This is a genomic window from Chitinophaga niabensis, from assembly GCF_900129465.1.
GTDB classification, from domain to species: domain Bacteria; phylum Bacteroidota; class Bacteroidia; order Chitinophagales; family Chitinophagaceae; genus Chitinophaga; species Chitinophaga niabensis.
Genome location: NZ_FSRA01000002.1, coordinates 471,522 through 486,774 on the forward strand (window position 1 = coordinate 471,522; position 15,253 = coordinate 486,774).

Consider the following 15,253-nt stretch of genomic DNA (forward strand, 5'->3'; position numbering starts at 1 on the left):
CGATATGGTGAACAACAATAAGCTATAAATAATGAATTAATTGAAGATATGGTTTCCGGTGTTTTATCAGTTTGGTAACATTGAAAACTAAACCGCGCGGTTCTGTTGATTAGATCCTCTTGCCTGTTTAGCCAGCAGCTCTAAAGAAATATCCAGTTGCTTTCCTGTTTCTCCTTCACTGCATGGCGTGATCTGGAATAAACGGATGCTTTTATTCGTAAATGGTTTGGAATCTTTGTTGCACAGTTCCATGGAAAAGTTGAATTTCTCTTCCAACTCTTCTTCGAACTCCCGTAAACTGAGTGTTTCATCGATCGGGTGTTCAACCATGGCTTCATTTTCCAGTCCAGCTTCTTTTAAAGTATCAAACGTATTGGCCAGGGAGTGGTGGATATATACCGCCACATTACAATGGAGCAACCGCTGAATCTGCATCTGTAACAAGGAAATGGTCATTAATGGATGTAACTTGAGCGTCTTCATCATATATTCTTACTGGTTCCCCAAACTTACTGTTTAACGGTTAATTAAACATTAATGAGAGGTTACGTTATTGTGAATTAAATATTAACAACTGATTGACTATTAAGGCATAGGACTGCGACAGGGTAGCATAGGTATCCATTATATATAACCTTGAGAATTAACTTGCAGGGAAAGTGATCACGCGGGCAGCTCCCCAATCCAGTATACCTTCTTCCTCTTCTTCAGTAGCTGTTACTTTTTTATCTGCGTGCTGGTAAAGCGTCCATGCCCCCTGGTTGTATTCCAGCGAGGTAAGGTTTTCCACCCAGTCTCCCGAGTTCAGGTAAGTAACGGTTTTACCATTCGCCGCCATCTCTTTAATGATCGGCTGATGGATATGCCCGCAGCAAACCACATCAAATTCTTTATCCGCTGCAATATCCGCTACGGTCTGCTCAAAATCTGATATGAACTTCACGGCCTGCTTTACACTATCCTTCACTTTCTTTGAAAACGACATCTTTTCCCGGCCCATTCTTTCCAGCAGGTGATTCACCAGGCGGTTGAGGATGATCAGGATATCATATCCCTTTCCTCCGAGCTTGGCGAGCCATTTGGAGTTTTTCATGGTCACGTCATATACATCCCCATGGAAAAACCAGTGGCGTTTACCATCCACATCCAGGATCAGTTTATTATCGATCACAAAATTGCTGAGGTTGAAACCGGCATATTTCCGCAAAGCCTCGTCGTGGTTCCCGGTGAGGTAATACACTTCGGTGCCCTTTCCGATCATTTTCAGGATGCGGCGGATCACTTTGGTATGGGATTTTGGGAAGAATCGCTTGCTGAATTGCCAGATATCGATGATATCACCGTTGAGGATGAGGATCCGGGGATCTATTGAATCCAGGTAATTTACCAGTTCCTTTGCGTGGCAGCCGTAGATCCCAAGGTGTACATCGGAGATCACGACTATATCTAATGGGCGTTTATCGGACATTTTTCTGTTATAAGTGAACCACTTGCACCGTTTTCAAACTATTTTGATATATAATTGTTAGATTATATGAAAAAGCTAAATTTCACGGTATAGGAGGTGTTGTAGGCAATTGATTTCCTTATGCAAAGGAAAATTTGCTATATTACTTTTATATTAATACAGTGTTACCAAATTATTAATTCTCACTTTTTTTTGGCTCCTATACCTGCTGAAGGCTATTTTTGCGGCAAAATTTTCAACTAACACACAAACATATGGGAGGCTTTAATTCTATCGTTAAGTTGTTCATGCCTAAAGACAGGGTATTCTATTCTCTTTTTGAGGATGTGGCAGCAAACCTTGTGGAGATGGGCAAAGTACTGGTAGAACTGGTGGAGACCAAGGATATGCAGGTCCGCAAGGATAAAGTGCATCTCATAGAACGCCTGGAGCATAAGAACGACGATTACACACACCGTATTTTTGTTGAATTAGGTCAGAACTTCATTACTCCTTTTGACCGGGAGGATATCCACTATCTGGCTTCCACGCTTGATGACGTGGCGGATTACATCCATGGGTCTGCAAAAAGGATAGACATATACAAAGTGGGTGAGATCAACGACAGTGTAAGAAAACTGGCTGATCTCATTAACCAGGGCGTACAGGAACTGGCACGGGCCATTCCCGAACTGCGTAATATGAGCAATATGCGCGTTATCACAGATGCCTGTGTAAAGATCAACAGCCTGGAAAACCATGCAGACGATATTTACGACAGGGCTATTGCCGATCTGTTTGAACAGGAAAGCAATGCTGTGGAGCTGATCAAGATGCGCGAGATCTATCAGGCTTTGGAAATCGCTACTGACAAGTGCGAAGACTCCGCCAATGTGATAGAAACCATCATCATCAAATACGCATAGTAGCGGTTAATTTTTTACTCCCATGGTCTTTCTGGTTATAATTATTATACTGGCTTTCATTTTCGATTATATCAATGGTTTTCACGATGCTGCCAACTCTATTGCTACCATCGTGTCCACCAAAGTGCTCACTCCTTTCCAGGCGGTATTATGGGCAGCGCTCTTCAACTTCGCGGCATTCTTTATTTCCAAATATGTTTACGGGGAGTTCAAAGTAGGTAATACCATTGCCAAATCCATTTTTGAACAATACATTACGCTCAAAGTGATCTTTTCCGGGCTGGTAGCCGCTATCGCCTGGAACCTGCTGACCTGGTGGTATGGTATTCCATCCAGTTCTTCCCATACGCTGATAGGTGGTTTTATTGGAGCAGCCGTAACAAATGCAGGCGGTTCCTTTGATGTGATCAACTATGCCAAAGTATTGCCTACCGTATATTTCATTGTGCTGGCTCCCTTTATTGGTATGGTGGTGGCCTTTATTATTACGGTGATCATTGTAAATATCTGTAAAAGGGCTAACCCTTACAGGGCGGATAACTGGTTCAAACGGTTGCAATTAGTATCTTCTGCAGCATTCAGCCTTGGCCACGGCGGTAACGATGCCCAGAAAGTAATGGGTATTATCGCTGCGGCCATGGTGGCTCACGGAGGTATTGAAGGTGTACATACCCTGAAAGATATCCCGTCCTGGGTACCATTTGCCTGTTTTACCTGCATAGCGCTGGGAACGCTCAGTGGTGGCTGGAAGATCGTTAAAACAATGGGGACCCGCATCACGAAAGTAACGCCGCTTGAGGGTGTGAGCGCTGAAACGGCAGGTGCCATTACGCTGTTCCTTTCTGAAAGCCTGGCTATTCCTGTAAGTACCACACATACCATCACAGGTTCCATCATTGGGGTAGGTGCTACCAAAAGGCTCTCTGCCGTTCGTTGGGGTGTTACCGTAAACCTGCTCTGGGCCTGGATATTGACCATCCCCATCAGTGCCTTGCTGGCTTCTGTGGTATATTTTATCGTAAGTATCTTTATCTAAGCATCATGTGCTTTATATACAGGAAAAGCCCCCGCAACTACGGGGGCTTTTCTTTTTTTACAAATCAAATTATGGCAAGTAAAGAAGACCGCCTATTTTTGTGCCTCCAAAAGATTGATTTTCCATGAAAGGAATTATCCTCGCAGGCGGTTCAGGGACCAGGCTGCACCCCATTACATATGCTATCAGTAAACAGATCATGCCGGTGTACGACAAACCGATGATCTATTACCCCCTTTCCACCCTGATGCTGGCTGGTATCCGGGAAATACTGATCATCAGCACCCCGCACGACCTTCCGTCTTTCCAACGCCTGTTTGGCGATGGCAGCCAGTTTGGTCTTCAATTGTCTTATGCGGAACAAGCCATTCCCAATGGACTGGCACAGGCTTTTGTGATAGGAAAGGAATTTATAGGAAAGGATAATGTGGCGCTGGTTTTGGGAGATAATATCTTTTACGGAGCCGGCCTGGGCACCCAGCTGGCCAATAATGCCAGTCCTGAGGGCGGGATCGTATATGCATACCAGGTATCGGACCCGGAACGTTATGGTGTGGTAGAATTTGATGCCAGTATGCAGGCAGTATCCATTGAGGAAAAACCGGCTAAACCTAAATCCAGCTATGCTGTGCCGGGTTTATATTTCTATGATAATGCCGTGGTGGACATTGCAGAAAAGCTGCAACCCAGCCCACGCGGGGAATATGAGATCACAGATGTGAACAGGGAATACCTGCGCAGAGGTAAATTAAAGGTATCCATCCTGCCACGCGGCACCGCCTGGCTGGATACAGGAACGTTTGATTCACTGATGCAGGCTTCCCAGTTTGTACAGGTGATAGAACAAAGGCAGGGTATTAAAGTAGCCTGCATCGAAGAGATCGCTTATCGCAAAGGGTTCATTGACAGAGAACAACTGGAAAAGCTCGCAAAACCGCTGGTGAAGAGCGGTTACGGGGAATATTTAATGAACCTGGTAAAATAAATTGGCTGTATTACTTTTATCTCATCTAACATCTAACCAATAAGCAATGCAAAAAGTCCTCGTCACAGGAGGTTGTGGATACATAGGATCCCATACCATCGTAGATCTGATCAATAATGGATTTGACGTTGTTTCCGTAGACAGTAATATCCGCAGCACCCCGCAACTGCTGGACGGCGTGGAAAAGATCACCGGTAAAAAGGTACGTAACTATAAAGTGGACCTTTGCAACCTGGAAGATACCAATGCCGTGTTCCATGAAAACAGGGATATTGTGGGCGTTATTCATTTTGCCGCCCTGAAAAGTGTGGGTGAATCTGTTAATGATCCTTTATTCTATTTTCAGAACAACCTCACTTCCCTTGTAAATGTGCTGAAATGCATCAAGGAATATAAGATCCCCAACTTCGTATTCTCTTCTTCCTGCTCCGTATACGGCAATACCACTGCCTTACCTGTAGTAGAAGAAACCCCGCTGGGTGAAGCTCAAAGCCCATATGCACGTACCAAACAAATGGGCGAGCAGATGATCGAGGATTTCAGCCGGGTAAACGATACACAGAATATCCTGCTCCGTTACTTCAATCCTGTGGGCGCACATGCTTCTGCACTGATCGGAGAACTGCCACTGGGCAAACCGGATAACCTGGTACCTGTTATCACGCAAACTGCTATCGGCAAACTGCCCAAGGTAACGGTTTTTGGCACCCAATACCCTACCCGCGATGGTTCCTGCATCCGCGATTACGTACATGTAAGTGATATTGCCAACGCACATACAAAAGCACTGCAATACCTGATCGATAAACGTAACAGCGAAAAATGCGAGGTGTTCAACCTGGGTACCGGAGATGGCGTAACCGTACTGGAAGCCATCAAGGCATTCGAAAAGATCTCCGGCGTAAAACTGAACTATGAGCTGGGTGCTGAAAGGCCCGGCGACGTAATAGCCATCTATGCTAATAATACCAAAGCAAAGGAAAAACTGGGATGGGCGCCCCAATTTGGCATCGACGATATGATGCGCACCGCCTGGCAGTGGGAGATAGCGCTGCGCGACAGGGTTTTAAATAATTAATTCTTTATTTTGCTAGCTTTGCGGCACAAATCTCAGGCATAATGGTAAAAGATATACAAGTATTGAACGAAAAGGAAACCCGTGGAGGATTCGGTGAAGGTATCCTGGAAGCGGGAAAAAGGAACCCTAACGTGATCGCGCTCACTGCAGACCTGTTAGGATCCATGAAATTGCAGGCCTTTATCAAAGAATTCCCGGACCGCTTTGTACAATGCGGTATTGCAGAAGCCAATATGATCGGGGTGGCTGCCGGTATGACCATCGGCGGTAAAATTCCATACACTACTACTTTCGCTAACTTTTCCACTGGCCGTGTGTACGATCAGATCCGCCAGTCTGTTGCCTATTCCGGCAAGAATGTGAAGATCTGTGCTTCCCACGCCGGTTTAACTTTAGGTGAAGATGGCGCTACCCACCAGATCCTGGAAGACATCGGCATGATGAAAATGCTGCCGGGTATGACCGTGATCGTACCATGTGACTTCAATCAGACCAAAGCAGCCACCATCGCTATTGCTGATTACGAAGGACCGGTATATCTCCGTTTTGGCCGCCCAAAATGGCCCAATTTCACCCCTGAGAACCAGGAATTCCAGATCGGAAAAGCCCAGGTACTCAATGAAGGTACAGATATCACCCTCTTTGCCTGTGGCCACCTGGTATGGAAATGTATTGAAGCCGGCCGCATCCTCGAAGAAAAAGGATACAGCGTGGAACTGATCAACATCCACACCATTAAACCACTGGATGAGGAAGCGATCATCAAATCCATCAAAAAAACAGGTTGTGCTGTAACTGCAGAAGAACACAACGTGCTTGGCGGCCTGGGAGACAGCGTTGCACAGGTGGCAGCCCGTAATTTCCCTATCCCCATTGAATACGTTGGTACCAACGATACTTTCGGGGAAAGTGGCAAACCAACAGAACTATTAACAAAATATGGCCTGGACACACCGCATATTGTTGCAGCGGCTGAAAAGGCACTTGCCCGTAAAAAGGCTAAATAATCCAGGAAGATTAAACTTCCGGGCAAAAAAACCATCCTAAGGATGGTTTTTTTCTGTTTTAGGGATATTGGTTATATTTATTTTACAGGAGTATATACTGTTTAACCGCCTATGGCTGTAACGCAAGAAGATAAAGAGTTAATAGCACTATATGGACAGCCGGATACAAAAGAGAAGGGATTCACGCTCATTGTGCGGAAGTACCAGGAACGATTGTATTGGCATATCCGGCGCCTGGTGATAGATCATGAGGATGCAAACGATGTATTGCAAAACGTGTTCATTAAGGTTTGGAAAAGCCTGGATTCCTTCCGGGAAGATGCCCGCCTGTATACCTGGTTGTACAAAATTGCCACTAACGAAAGCCTTACTTTCCTGGATCAGCAGAAACGTAAATCAGCCATCTCCCTGTCTGATGTAGAAACCGGCCTAAGCAATAAACTGCAGGCAGATACCCAATACGATGCTAATAAGGTGGAATGGAAGCTGCAAAAAGCCATCCTCAGCCTGCCGGAAAAGCAGCGGGTGGTGTTTAACCTCCGGTATTACGAAGAAATGCCATACGAGGAAATGAGCAGGGTATTGGAAACATCCGAAGGGGCGCTAAAAGCATCTTATCACCATGCTGTGAAAAAAGTAGAAGATTTCCTTAAAAACAACTGATTAAACCATAGCAGATAAATATCGTCTTATTAATATGCACAAAGGGAAAGACATAGTGGATGAATTAAAGGAGGTGGCCCCTTCTTTAGAGGTTTTGGGAGATTCCCCGGCTTATTCCGTGCCTTCAGGGTACTTTGAAACATTTCCGGCAAGCCTGATGGCGGCCATTCATGCTGCAGACAATAAGCAGGATGTAGCGGAGGAACTGAGCGAACTGTCTCCTCTCCTGGCTTCCATGCCAAAACAAACACCTTTTACGGCGCCGGATGGTTATTTTGAGGGATTGGGCCATGAAGTGACCGTTCGCAGGAATGAATCACAGCCCGGCAGGATCGTTACCATGGGCCGCAGGGTGAAACTATTCAAAAGATGCCTTGTTGCAGCTGCTGTTGCAGGTGTGATCAGCATAGGCGCCGTGATGTTGTCCAAATCTTATAAGGACAATTCGCTGGACAGGCAGCTGGCCCAGATCAGCGACCAGGAAATTATAGATTTCCTCCAGTCAAATACAGATGCATTCGATAATGAGAATATCTTTACAAATGTTTCTTTAGAAGAAGAGGCCCCCTCCGTATTACCGGAAGAACTTTCTGAAGCTGAAATAGAAAGTTACCTGGAGGATAACCTTTTAAAAGAACTGCCGCTTAATCAATAATGAGCATGAAGAGAAGAAACCTGATATGGCTGATAATGGGATTTTTAAGCATGGTGATGGTACCTGTGCGGCATGCTATTGCCCAGGATGCCGCACAGGAAGATGCTGCCGCCAAACAGGATAAGATCAAAGCACTTGAACTGCTGTACATTTCCCGCGAGCTGGACCTCACTTCTGAAGAAGCAGAGAAGTTCTGGCCGGTTTATAAGAAATATTCGAAGGAAGTAAATGAACTGCTGGCAGAACGCAAACGTAAAGCCAAGGAACTGAAAGGCCAGCCGCGTACGGATGCCGTAGCGGAAGAAGCCTTGGATAAAGAACTGGGATATGAACGCAAAATGCTGGAAATAAAAACCCGTTACAAGCAGGAGTTCATGAAAATATTACCTGCCCGTAAAGTGGGAAATATTTACAGGAGCGAAAGGGAATTCCGCGCTATGATGATCCGCCAGCTGAAAGAAAGGAAGGATAACCGGATGCTGCGGAAGAGACCGTAATGCTTACTGCTCTTTATAATGCGCCCTTACCTCTGTAATTTTTCCATCTTCATTCAGCACCATCATTTCTGCTGCCAGCCTGTTACCTACACTTTTATAGTATAGCACCTGGGAGTCCACTCCTTCCAATACATGGTATAATTCAAAATGAAGGTCTGTGTAAACAGACAGTGCGCGTTCGAAGTATTCACGTAAAGCCTTTTTACCGGTAATGCGCCCGGAGACCTCGTTATTTACTTTTTTGATAAAGGGAGAATAGAAAACAATGTTTTCCGAATAATGTTCCATGATCTGGTCGAGATCATGTGAATTCCATGCCTGCAGCCATTCGTTGGCGAAATTACTCATATATAGAATTTTGTAGTGGGTTGCTTTGTATCGTGATAGAACAGGAAGGTCCAATCTTCCTGCTGCCCTCTTTCCATATACTCCTGCCGCAATTCCATGGTACGTTTACCATCGTAATCGTACTTGGCAATGAACCGGCTTTTCATTTGTGAGATCTGTGGAGCCACGTCGCCGCCAAAGAACACCTTATCTTCTCCATCGTCTATCAGGAACACCTGGTGATAAGGGCAGTGGCCACCTGTTACTTCATAATGTATATATCCATCAATAGTACCATTTCCTTCTGTAAGCACTACGTTATCTCTTTTGGGTAAGAGGTCCACTTCTTCCTTTAAATAAGATTTGCCATCGTTGGCAAATGCGTAATCCAGCTCCTGGCGGTTCACGTAATAAGTGGCATGCGGAAAGCTCAGGCTGCGTTCTCCTGTAATGAGGTCCTGCACACTGATGCCGCCGGCATGATCTTTATGAAGATGGCTCATCAACACCTTGGTTACTTCCATGGGGTTGATGCCTTCGTCTATGAGGTTCTGATGTAATTGTAATACGCCATTGGCATTGCGGAAACCGAGGCCGGAATCCAGTAAAAGGATGTCCCGGTCCGTGATCACCAGGAAAGGTTGGATCTCTACAAGCAAAGAGCCTGTAGTTCTGTCTTTCATGGAATCCTTATGATCATCAAAAGGGAGGAATTTCTTGGTCCCGTCTACTGTAAAACTTCCTTCTGATAAAGGTATGATTCGTGCCATGTAACAAAAGTAGGGCTTATCGTAATACCATTTGCCTGTCCGCATCCAATCTTAACATAATAAATATGAGCATGGTAAAGGTCATCAGGGATGAACCACCATAACTCACCAGCGGTAGCGGAATCCCTATCACAGGGGCAAGACCGATGGTCATGGAAATATTAATAGCAAGGTGGAAGAAGATAATACTGGCTACCCCGTACGCATACACGCGGCTGAAAGTAGACCGCTGTCGCTCCGCAATAAAGATGATCCGGAAGAGCAGGGCAACATATAATCCAATAAAGATGATGCTTCCTACAAATCCAAAATCTTCCCCGATGGTACAGAAGATGAAGTCTGTACTTTGTTCCGGAACAAAGTCGAAACGGGTTTGTGTGCCTTTCAGGTAACCTTTCCCCCAGAAACCGCCGGAACCAATGGCAATCATACTCTGGCGGGTATTGTAGGTGGCCTTGGGATCATTCTCTTTACCCAGCATTACTTCAATACGGCGTACCTGGTAATCTTTCAGCACTTTGGTGAAAGCAAAAGGCACTACAAAAAGTACGAAGGCAGAACAGAAAGCCCAGATGGACAGGATCATGGCCAGCCGCGATTTCTTACGCCTGATCTCTCTCCTTGAAAAGTAGATCACCAATGCGGCGATACCGGTGAAGATGTATAAGAGGATGAATTTATCTACAAGCAGGGCAGATAACACCAGGATGATACCTGAAAAAGCAATGACCAGCAGCGCAGCGGGTAAACCTTCGCGGAACATCACCAGGAAGAAACAGAAATATACCAGGGCAAGACCGGTTTCGTCCTGCAGGATAATGATGGCACAGGGAACCAGTACCATAGCTGCAGCAATCAGTCGGGAACGCATTTTGGAGAAATCCGTTTCCATGGAAGAAAGGTATTTCGCCAGGGCCAGGTTGGTACATAGTTTTGTAAGCTCTGCAGGCTGAAAACGGAAACTGCCCAACTCCAGCCAGGAGTTGGATCCCTTCACCCCGGTACCGATCGCCAATACGATCAGGAGTAACAACATCCCGAACGCATACCACAGGTTCGCTGTAGCCGTGAAGAACTTACTATCCGTTAACCAGATGCCGGTGGCCAGGAACATGGACACACCCAGCCAGAGTACCTGGCGGGCCCAGTTCTTATTCTGGCTAAGCAGGTTGCGGATCACATCATCCCCCTCCCTGTACTCAGCAGCGAAAATAGCCATCAGGCCAATTGCCACCAATGCCAGGTACAGCCCAAAAATGGGCCAGTCAATTCCTGCAGTAAGTTTCGCTTGTGAGCGGTTCATTTTTATCGGTTAATTTGATAGGATCTTTTTCAGTAACTCTTCCCCGGCAGTAGCAGTATAACTTACACTGTTGAGGGAATCCACTTTTGATTTCGCGCGCATCGGGGCAGACATGGTAACGGTTTCCATCATCCTTTGCAGGATAGGTCTGCGTTTTACAGAAATGGTATCCGTCAGGTACTTCTCCATCAATATACTGGCAATAGGTACTGCATAGGTAGCCCCAAAACCTGCATTCTCAACGATCACGGCAATAGCGATCTTAGGATTGTCCTTCGGCGCAAAACCTACAAAAAGTGAGTGGTTGGGCTGTTTGGTCATCACCCCGTTCACCCTGGCGTAGTTTTCTGCCGTACCTGTTTTTCCGCATACGGCAACCCCTTCTATCTGCGCACCTCTTGCCGTACCACTCGTTACCACATCTTCCATACCCAAAATTACCTGGGAGAAAGCATCGGCGCTGATATGTGTGGCCACATCGCGTTTCTCTTTATATTTTTTGAGCAGGTCAGACTTATCGTTATCTATACTTTCCACGAAATGTGGTACGTAATAAGATCCCCTGTTGGCAATGATGCACATAGCATTCGCCAGTTGCAGCGGCGTAAGGTCCAACAGCCCCTGCCCCATTCCCACATATACTTCAGAGCAGGAATTCCAGCGGCCGGTATAACGCCTGTTCATCCTTGCCGTGTCTGGTATAATGCCTGGTTTTTCGTTCGGGATATCAATTCCCAGCCTGTGGCCAAAGCCCATGTTGCCGAGGTATTCCGTCCATTTCACCTGTCCTTTTGTAGTACCGCCCCATTTGTTGTTATCTACAGACAAGCGATAGAGGTGCATGAAATAAGAGTTACAGGAATTGGCCATAGCCACCCGGAGGTTTGCTGCGTGACCCGGATTTTTGTGGGTACAGGCGATGAACCTGCCACATTGCACATATCCGCCATGGCAGGGATATCCGAAAGAAGGTGTGATCACACCTTCGTCCAAAGCGATCAATCCCGTTACAGGTTTGAATGTGGAGCCCGGAGCATAGGAAGCCTGGATAGCCCTGTTCAGCATCGGGGAGGTAGTATCCACCAAGAGCCTTCCAAGGTTGAGGGCTTTATAGGAGCCGGATAATAAGTTCGGGTCAAAGGTAGGACCGCTAACCATGGCCAGGATACCTCCTGTTGCAGGATCTATCGCTACAATGCTGCCTACTTTTCCTTTCATCATCTGCTCGCCCAGGATCTGCAATTCAATATCCAGAGCCAGGCGCAGGTTTTTACCCGCGATGGCCACGGTATCAAACTCTCCATTCTCCAATGGTCCCTGTGGCCTGTTCAGGTTATCTTTTACGAGGTACTGGATACCACGTTGCCCCATGAGTGTACTCTCATAAGTGTTTTCCAATCCTGTAAGACCCAGGTAATCGCCCTGCTGATAAGCGCTGTAAGCTTCTTTCTTGAGCTGGTCGGGATTGATTTCTCCGATATAACCGAGGAAGTTGGCGCCTGCGCCATAAGGGTAAGAACGTACGGGTCGGAGTAATAATTCAAATCCGGGTTGAAAGAGGTACATGCTTTCCTGCAGCTTACCGTAAGTTTCCGGCGGCAGCAAACTGGCAAATACAGACTGGCGTACACGCCCTTCTCTTTTGATAGCATTGGCAATTCGTTTACGGAATTCTTCCATGTCTATCTTCAATATCTCACATAAATAAGCGGTATCTATCTTTTTAACACTGGCAGGGGTTACCATCAGGTCGTACAAGGCCTCGTTACGCAGGATACTTCTCCCTTTGCGGTCGTAAATGATCCCCCGGCTGGGATAGATCACCTTCTTCAATACCGCATTGGCATCCGCAAGTTTGGAGTATTTAGTTTCCACTACCTGCAAAAAGAACAACCTTACCACGATGAGCGACACCATGCCAAGGATGATCAACTGAATAACTCTTTTTCTGGGCTGATTATAAACAGACATGCAGGTAACTAAATTAAATAATTATACGCTTATTTCCTGCTAAAGAACAACAGCTCGTATATCAATACCAAAAACAGGCTGACCACTGTTGACAACAGGATCTTCAGCAACAGGTATAAGGGATCGGCAAAGCTGAAAACGGACAGGCAGAAATATACGATGTTGTGTAGCAGTACTAGAACGGAAACATAGATAGCATATTGCGAAGCTCCCATACTTGTTACAGAAGGGGTCCGCTGGGTTACTTCAAAACCGCCCTGCGGGGACAGGATGTTGAGAATAAAAGGGCGCAGATACGCGATGAACACACAGGCCGCGGCATGCAGGCCAAAGGTATCTGAAAACATATCGAGGGTAATACCCAGTAAAAAACCCAGGAGCTGTAAGGCCGGCCGGGGAAGGTTAAAGGGCAATAACAAAATGAAGAGCATGTACAGGTAAGGATTTACATGCTGCTCGATCAGGATATGATCTAACACCACTACCTGGAACAGTATCAGTAGTATAAAACGGATAATATTTCTTAACAGTACGCTCATTTTAGCAGGTTGCGTGTAGAATCTTCCAACCGGGTTTGCTCATCGCGCAGCAGGTTTTCGATCACATACACATATTGCAGGTTGTAAAAGTTGGTAGCAAATTTCATCCGGATGCTGTAGGCGGTGCTGGACTTGTCTGACAGCCGGAAGGTATCGATATAGCCTACTGCTATATTTTCAGGGAATACGGCGGAGAATCCGCTGGTAATGATGGTATCGCCCTTATGCAGTTTGGCACTGCGGGGCACATCTTTCATATAACCATAACCACCACTGGCGCCATCCCAGTAAACCGTTCCAATTTCCCCGGAGCTTTTCAGCTTGGCACTGAAGCCGAAGTTGGAGTTATTGGCGGCCCCGGATGATTTATATAACAGCGAGATCACTACGGCGTAGTTTTCGCTCACACTCCTTACCACTCCCACAGCTCCGTCAGGCCCAATTACCCCCATGTTCGGACGTATACCGTCTTTACTGCCACGGCGGATAGTGATGGTATTGATCTCGCGGTTCACGGAGTTGTTGATCACCTTGGCTTCCCGGTAAAGGAACTTACGCATTTCGGTGCTCAGCAGTTTGCGGGCCGTATCATTACTGTATTTCCTTAATGTATCGAACTTAACGAAGGTTCCTGTATCGCGGGTATCAAAGCTGGAGGCCAGCTCGTTGTGCAAACGGACGTTTTCCTTTACAAGGCTATCGTTGGTAGATTGAAGATGGAAGTAGTATTGTACACCATTGTATTTAGTGTACAGCTTGCCGCTGATGCTACTGGCGGAGTTGAGGTATACAGTACGCTGGAAGTTGTTATTCCTGAATACGAATATAAAGCAAATCACTTCCAGCAGCAGAAACAGAAAGAAGTTGAAATACCGCCTTAAGAAAATGATCAGATTTCGCACTTGATTCGAGTCTTAGGATTCCGGATTTTTCAATCCCGGCAGATTAGATCTGCCGGGACTGTACTAAGTTTATTGCATCAGGAATGGATACTTGCCAATATGTTTCAGGGCAATACCTGTACCTCTTACTACGGCGCGCAGCGGATCGTCTGCAACATGCACCGGCAGTTTGATCTTTTGGCTCAAACGTTTATCCAGGCCACGTAATAATGCACCACCACCGGTGAGGTATAAACCACGGCGGTAGATATCTGATGCCAGCTCCGGCGGCGTTGTTTCCAGCGCTTTCAGGATAGCTTCTTCTATTTTAAAGATTGATTTGTCCAGCGCTTCAGCGATCTCCTGGTAAGATACCATGATCTGCTTGGGGATACCGGTTACAAGGTCACGGCCATTCACGGGGATATCATCCGGTGGGTTATCCAGTTCTTTGAGGGCAGAACCAATGCCGATCTTGATCTGCTCGGCGGTCCTTTCACCGATCAGTAAACTATGATAGCGGCGGAGGGCTTCCATGATATCTGCAGTGAATTCATCACCTGCTATACGGATACTCTGGTCGCACACGATACCAGCCAGGGCAATTACAGAGATACCGGTGGTACCACCTCCGATATCAATGATCATGTTACCTACGGGTTCTTCTACGTCTATACCTATACCAAGGGCAGCGGCCATTGGTTCGTGGATCAGATATACTTCTTTTGCACCTGCCTGCTCAGCAGAGTCGCGCACTGCACGTTTTTCCACCTCTGTGATGCTGGAAGGGATACAGATCACCATCCGCCAGCTTGGCGCAAACAACGGCTTTTTAGGGTATATCATTTTGATAAGCTCACGGATCATGCCCTCGGCCGCATTGAAGTCTGCGATCACACCATCTTTCAATGGACGGATCGTACGCAGGTATTCATGCGTTTTCTCGTGCATCATCATCGCTTTTTTGCCTACAGCAACGATCTTGCCACTGGCTCTTTCTATAGCAACAATGGAAGGCTCGTCTACTACAACTGAGTCATTGTGAATGATCAGTGTATTGGCAGTTCCAAGGTCGATTGCAATCTCCTGAGTTAAAAAGTTAAAGAAGCCCATTGTTTGATACGGTCAAAAATATTTGAATGCAAAAATGAATAATTCTAACGAATAT

General features: G+C 46.2%; 17 protein-coding genes. 8 read left to right on the top strand and 9 right to left on the bottom strand.

What is annotated here, in order from left to right; translation table 11 throughout:
* Positions 1-87: 87 nt before the first annotated feature.
* Together BUR42_RS18750 and BUR42_RS18755 are read right to left on the bottom strand one after the other, a co-directional pair.
* Positions 88-486, bottom strand: coding sequence for a hypothetical protein (locus tag BUR42_RS18750; RefSeq protein WP_143197516.1), 399 nt, complete (start codon positions 484-486; stop codon positions 88-90).
* Positions 487-643: 157 nt separating this feature from the next.
* Positions 644-1,468 (bottom strand): UDP-2,3-diacylglucosamine diphosphatase, encoded by an 825-nt coding sequence (locus tag BUR42_RS18755; RefSeq protein ID WP_074240957.1) that lies wholly within the window; start codon positions 1,466-1,468, stop codon positions 644-646.
* 254 nt (positions 1,469-1,722) lie between these two features.
* Here BUR42_RS18755 and BUR42_RS18760 point away from each other — a divergent pair, with 254 nt between their 5' ends.
* From BUR42_RS18760 to BUR42_RS18795, 8 genes are all read left to right on the top strand, one after another.
* Positions 1,723-2,373, top strand: a complete 651-nt coding sequence (locus tag BUR42_RS18760; RefSeq protein WP_074240958.1) for a DUF47 domain-containing protein — start codon at positions 1,723-1,725, stop codon at positions 2,371-2,373.
* 22 nt (positions 2,374-2,395) lie between these two features.
* A complete protein-coding gene (locus BUR42_RS18765; RefSeq protein ID WP_074240959.1) occupies positions 2,396-3,409 on the top strand; it encodes an inorganic phosphate transporter in 1,014 nt (337 codons plus the stop codon).
* Positions 3,410-3,533: 124 nt separating this feature from the next.
* Complete coding sequence (rfbA, locus tag BUR42_RS18770) at positions 3,534-4,394, top strand: glucose-1-phosphate thymidylyltransferase RfbA (RefSeq protein ID WP_074240960.1); 861 nt, start codon at positions 3,534-3,536, stop codon at positions 4,392-4,394.
* Positions 4,395-4,440: 46 nt separating this feature from the next.
* Positions 4,441-5,472 carry a UDP-glucose 4-epimerase GalE gene (galE, locus tag BUR42_RS18775; protein ID WP_074240961.1) on the top strand — a complete coding sequence of 344 codons (1,032 nt, stop codon included), beginning with the start codon at positions 4,441-4,443 and terminating at the stop codon, positions 5,470-5,472.
* 41 nt (positions 5,473-5,513) lie between these two features.
* Entirely contained in the window at positions 5,514-6,479 is a 966-nt protein-coding gene (locus BUR42_RS18780; RefSeq protein ID WP_074240962.1) for a transketolase family protein, read from the top strand.
* A gap of 111 nt (positions 6,480-6,590) precedes the next feature.
* Positions 6,591-7,142 (top strand): RNA polymerase sigma factor, encoded by a 552-nt coding sequence (locus BUR42_RS18785; RefSeq protein ID WP_074240963.1) that lies wholly within the window; start codon positions 6,591-6,593, stop codon positions 7,140-7,142.
* A 34-nt stretch (positions 7,143-7,176) separates the two neighbouring features.
* On the top strand, positions 7,177-7,797 hold the full coding sequence (locus BUR42_RS18790; RefSeq protein WP_074240964.1) for a hypothetical protein: 621 nt from the start codon (positions 7,177-7,179) through the stop codon (positions 7,795-7,797).
* Positions 7,798-7,802: 5 nt separating this feature from the next.
* Positions 7,803-8,294 (top strand): hypothetical protein, encoded by a 492-nt coding sequence (locus BUR42_RS18795; RefSeq protein ID WP_143197517.1) that lies wholly within the window; start codon positions 7,803-7,805, stop codon positions 8,292-8,294.
* A gap of 3 nt (positions 8,295-8,297) precedes the next feature.
* Here the strand turns inward: BUR42_RS18795 and BUR42_RS18800 are convergent, their stop codons facing one another.
* The 7 genes from BUR42_RS18800 to BUR42_RS18830 all read right to left on the bottom strand — a co-directional run bounded on the left by BUR42_RS18800 (position 8,298) and on the right by BUR42_RS18830 (position 15,198).
* Complete coding sequence (locus tag BUR42_RS18800) at positions 8,298-8,642, bottom strand: nuclear transport factor 2 family protein (RefSeq protein ID WP_074240966.1); 345 nt, start codon at positions 8,640-8,642, stop codon at positions 8,298-8,300.
* The gene (locus BUR42_RS18805) at positions 8,639-9,391 is read right to left on the bottom strand and encodes an MBL fold metallo-hydrolase (protein ID WP_074240967.1); all 753 of its coding nucleotides are present in this window, start codon (positions 9,389-9,391) and stop codon (positions 8,639-8,641) included. The genes BUR42_RS18800 and BUR42_RS18805 overlap by 4 nt, the downstream gene beginning before the upstream one ends.
* A gap of 16 nt (positions 9,392-9,407) precedes the next feature.
* Positions 9,408-10,694: a rod shape-determining protein RodA gene (gene rodA, locus BUR42_RS18810; RefSeq protein WP_074240968.1), complete on the bottom strand. Its 1,287-nt coding sequence runs from the start codon at positions 10,692-10,694 to the stop codon at positions 9,408-9,410.
* A 9-nt stretch (positions 10,695-10,703) separates the two neighbouring features.
* Positions 10,704-12,665, bottom strand: a complete 1,962-nt coding sequence (gene mrdA, locus BUR42_RS18815; RefSeq protein ID WP_074240969.1) for a penicillin-binding protein 2 — start codon at positions 12,663-12,665, stop codon at positions 10,704-10,706.
* Between the two features lie 29 nt (positions 12,666-12,694).
* Positions 12,695-13,204 (bottom strand): hypothetical protein, encoded by a 510-nt coding sequence (locus BUR42_RS18820; protein ID WP_074240970.1) that lies wholly within the window; start codon positions 13,202-13,204, stop codon positions 12,695-12,697.
* Positions 13,201-14,106, bottom strand: coding sequence for a rod shape-determining protein MreC (gene mreC, locus BUR42_RS18825; protein ID WP_074240971.1), 906 nt, complete (start codon positions 14,104-14,106; stop codon positions 13,201-13,203). Before mreC ends, BUR42_RS18820 begins: the two co-directional genes overlap by 4 nt.
* Before the next feature lie 69 nt (positions 14,107-14,175).
* Positions 14,176-15,198: a rod shape-determining protein gene (locus tag BUR42_RS18830; RefSeq protein WP_074240972.1), complete on the bottom strand. Its 1,023-nt coding sequence runs from the start codon at positions 15,196-15,198 to the stop codon at positions 14,176-14,178.
* Positions 15,199-15,253: the final 55 nt, after the last annotated feature.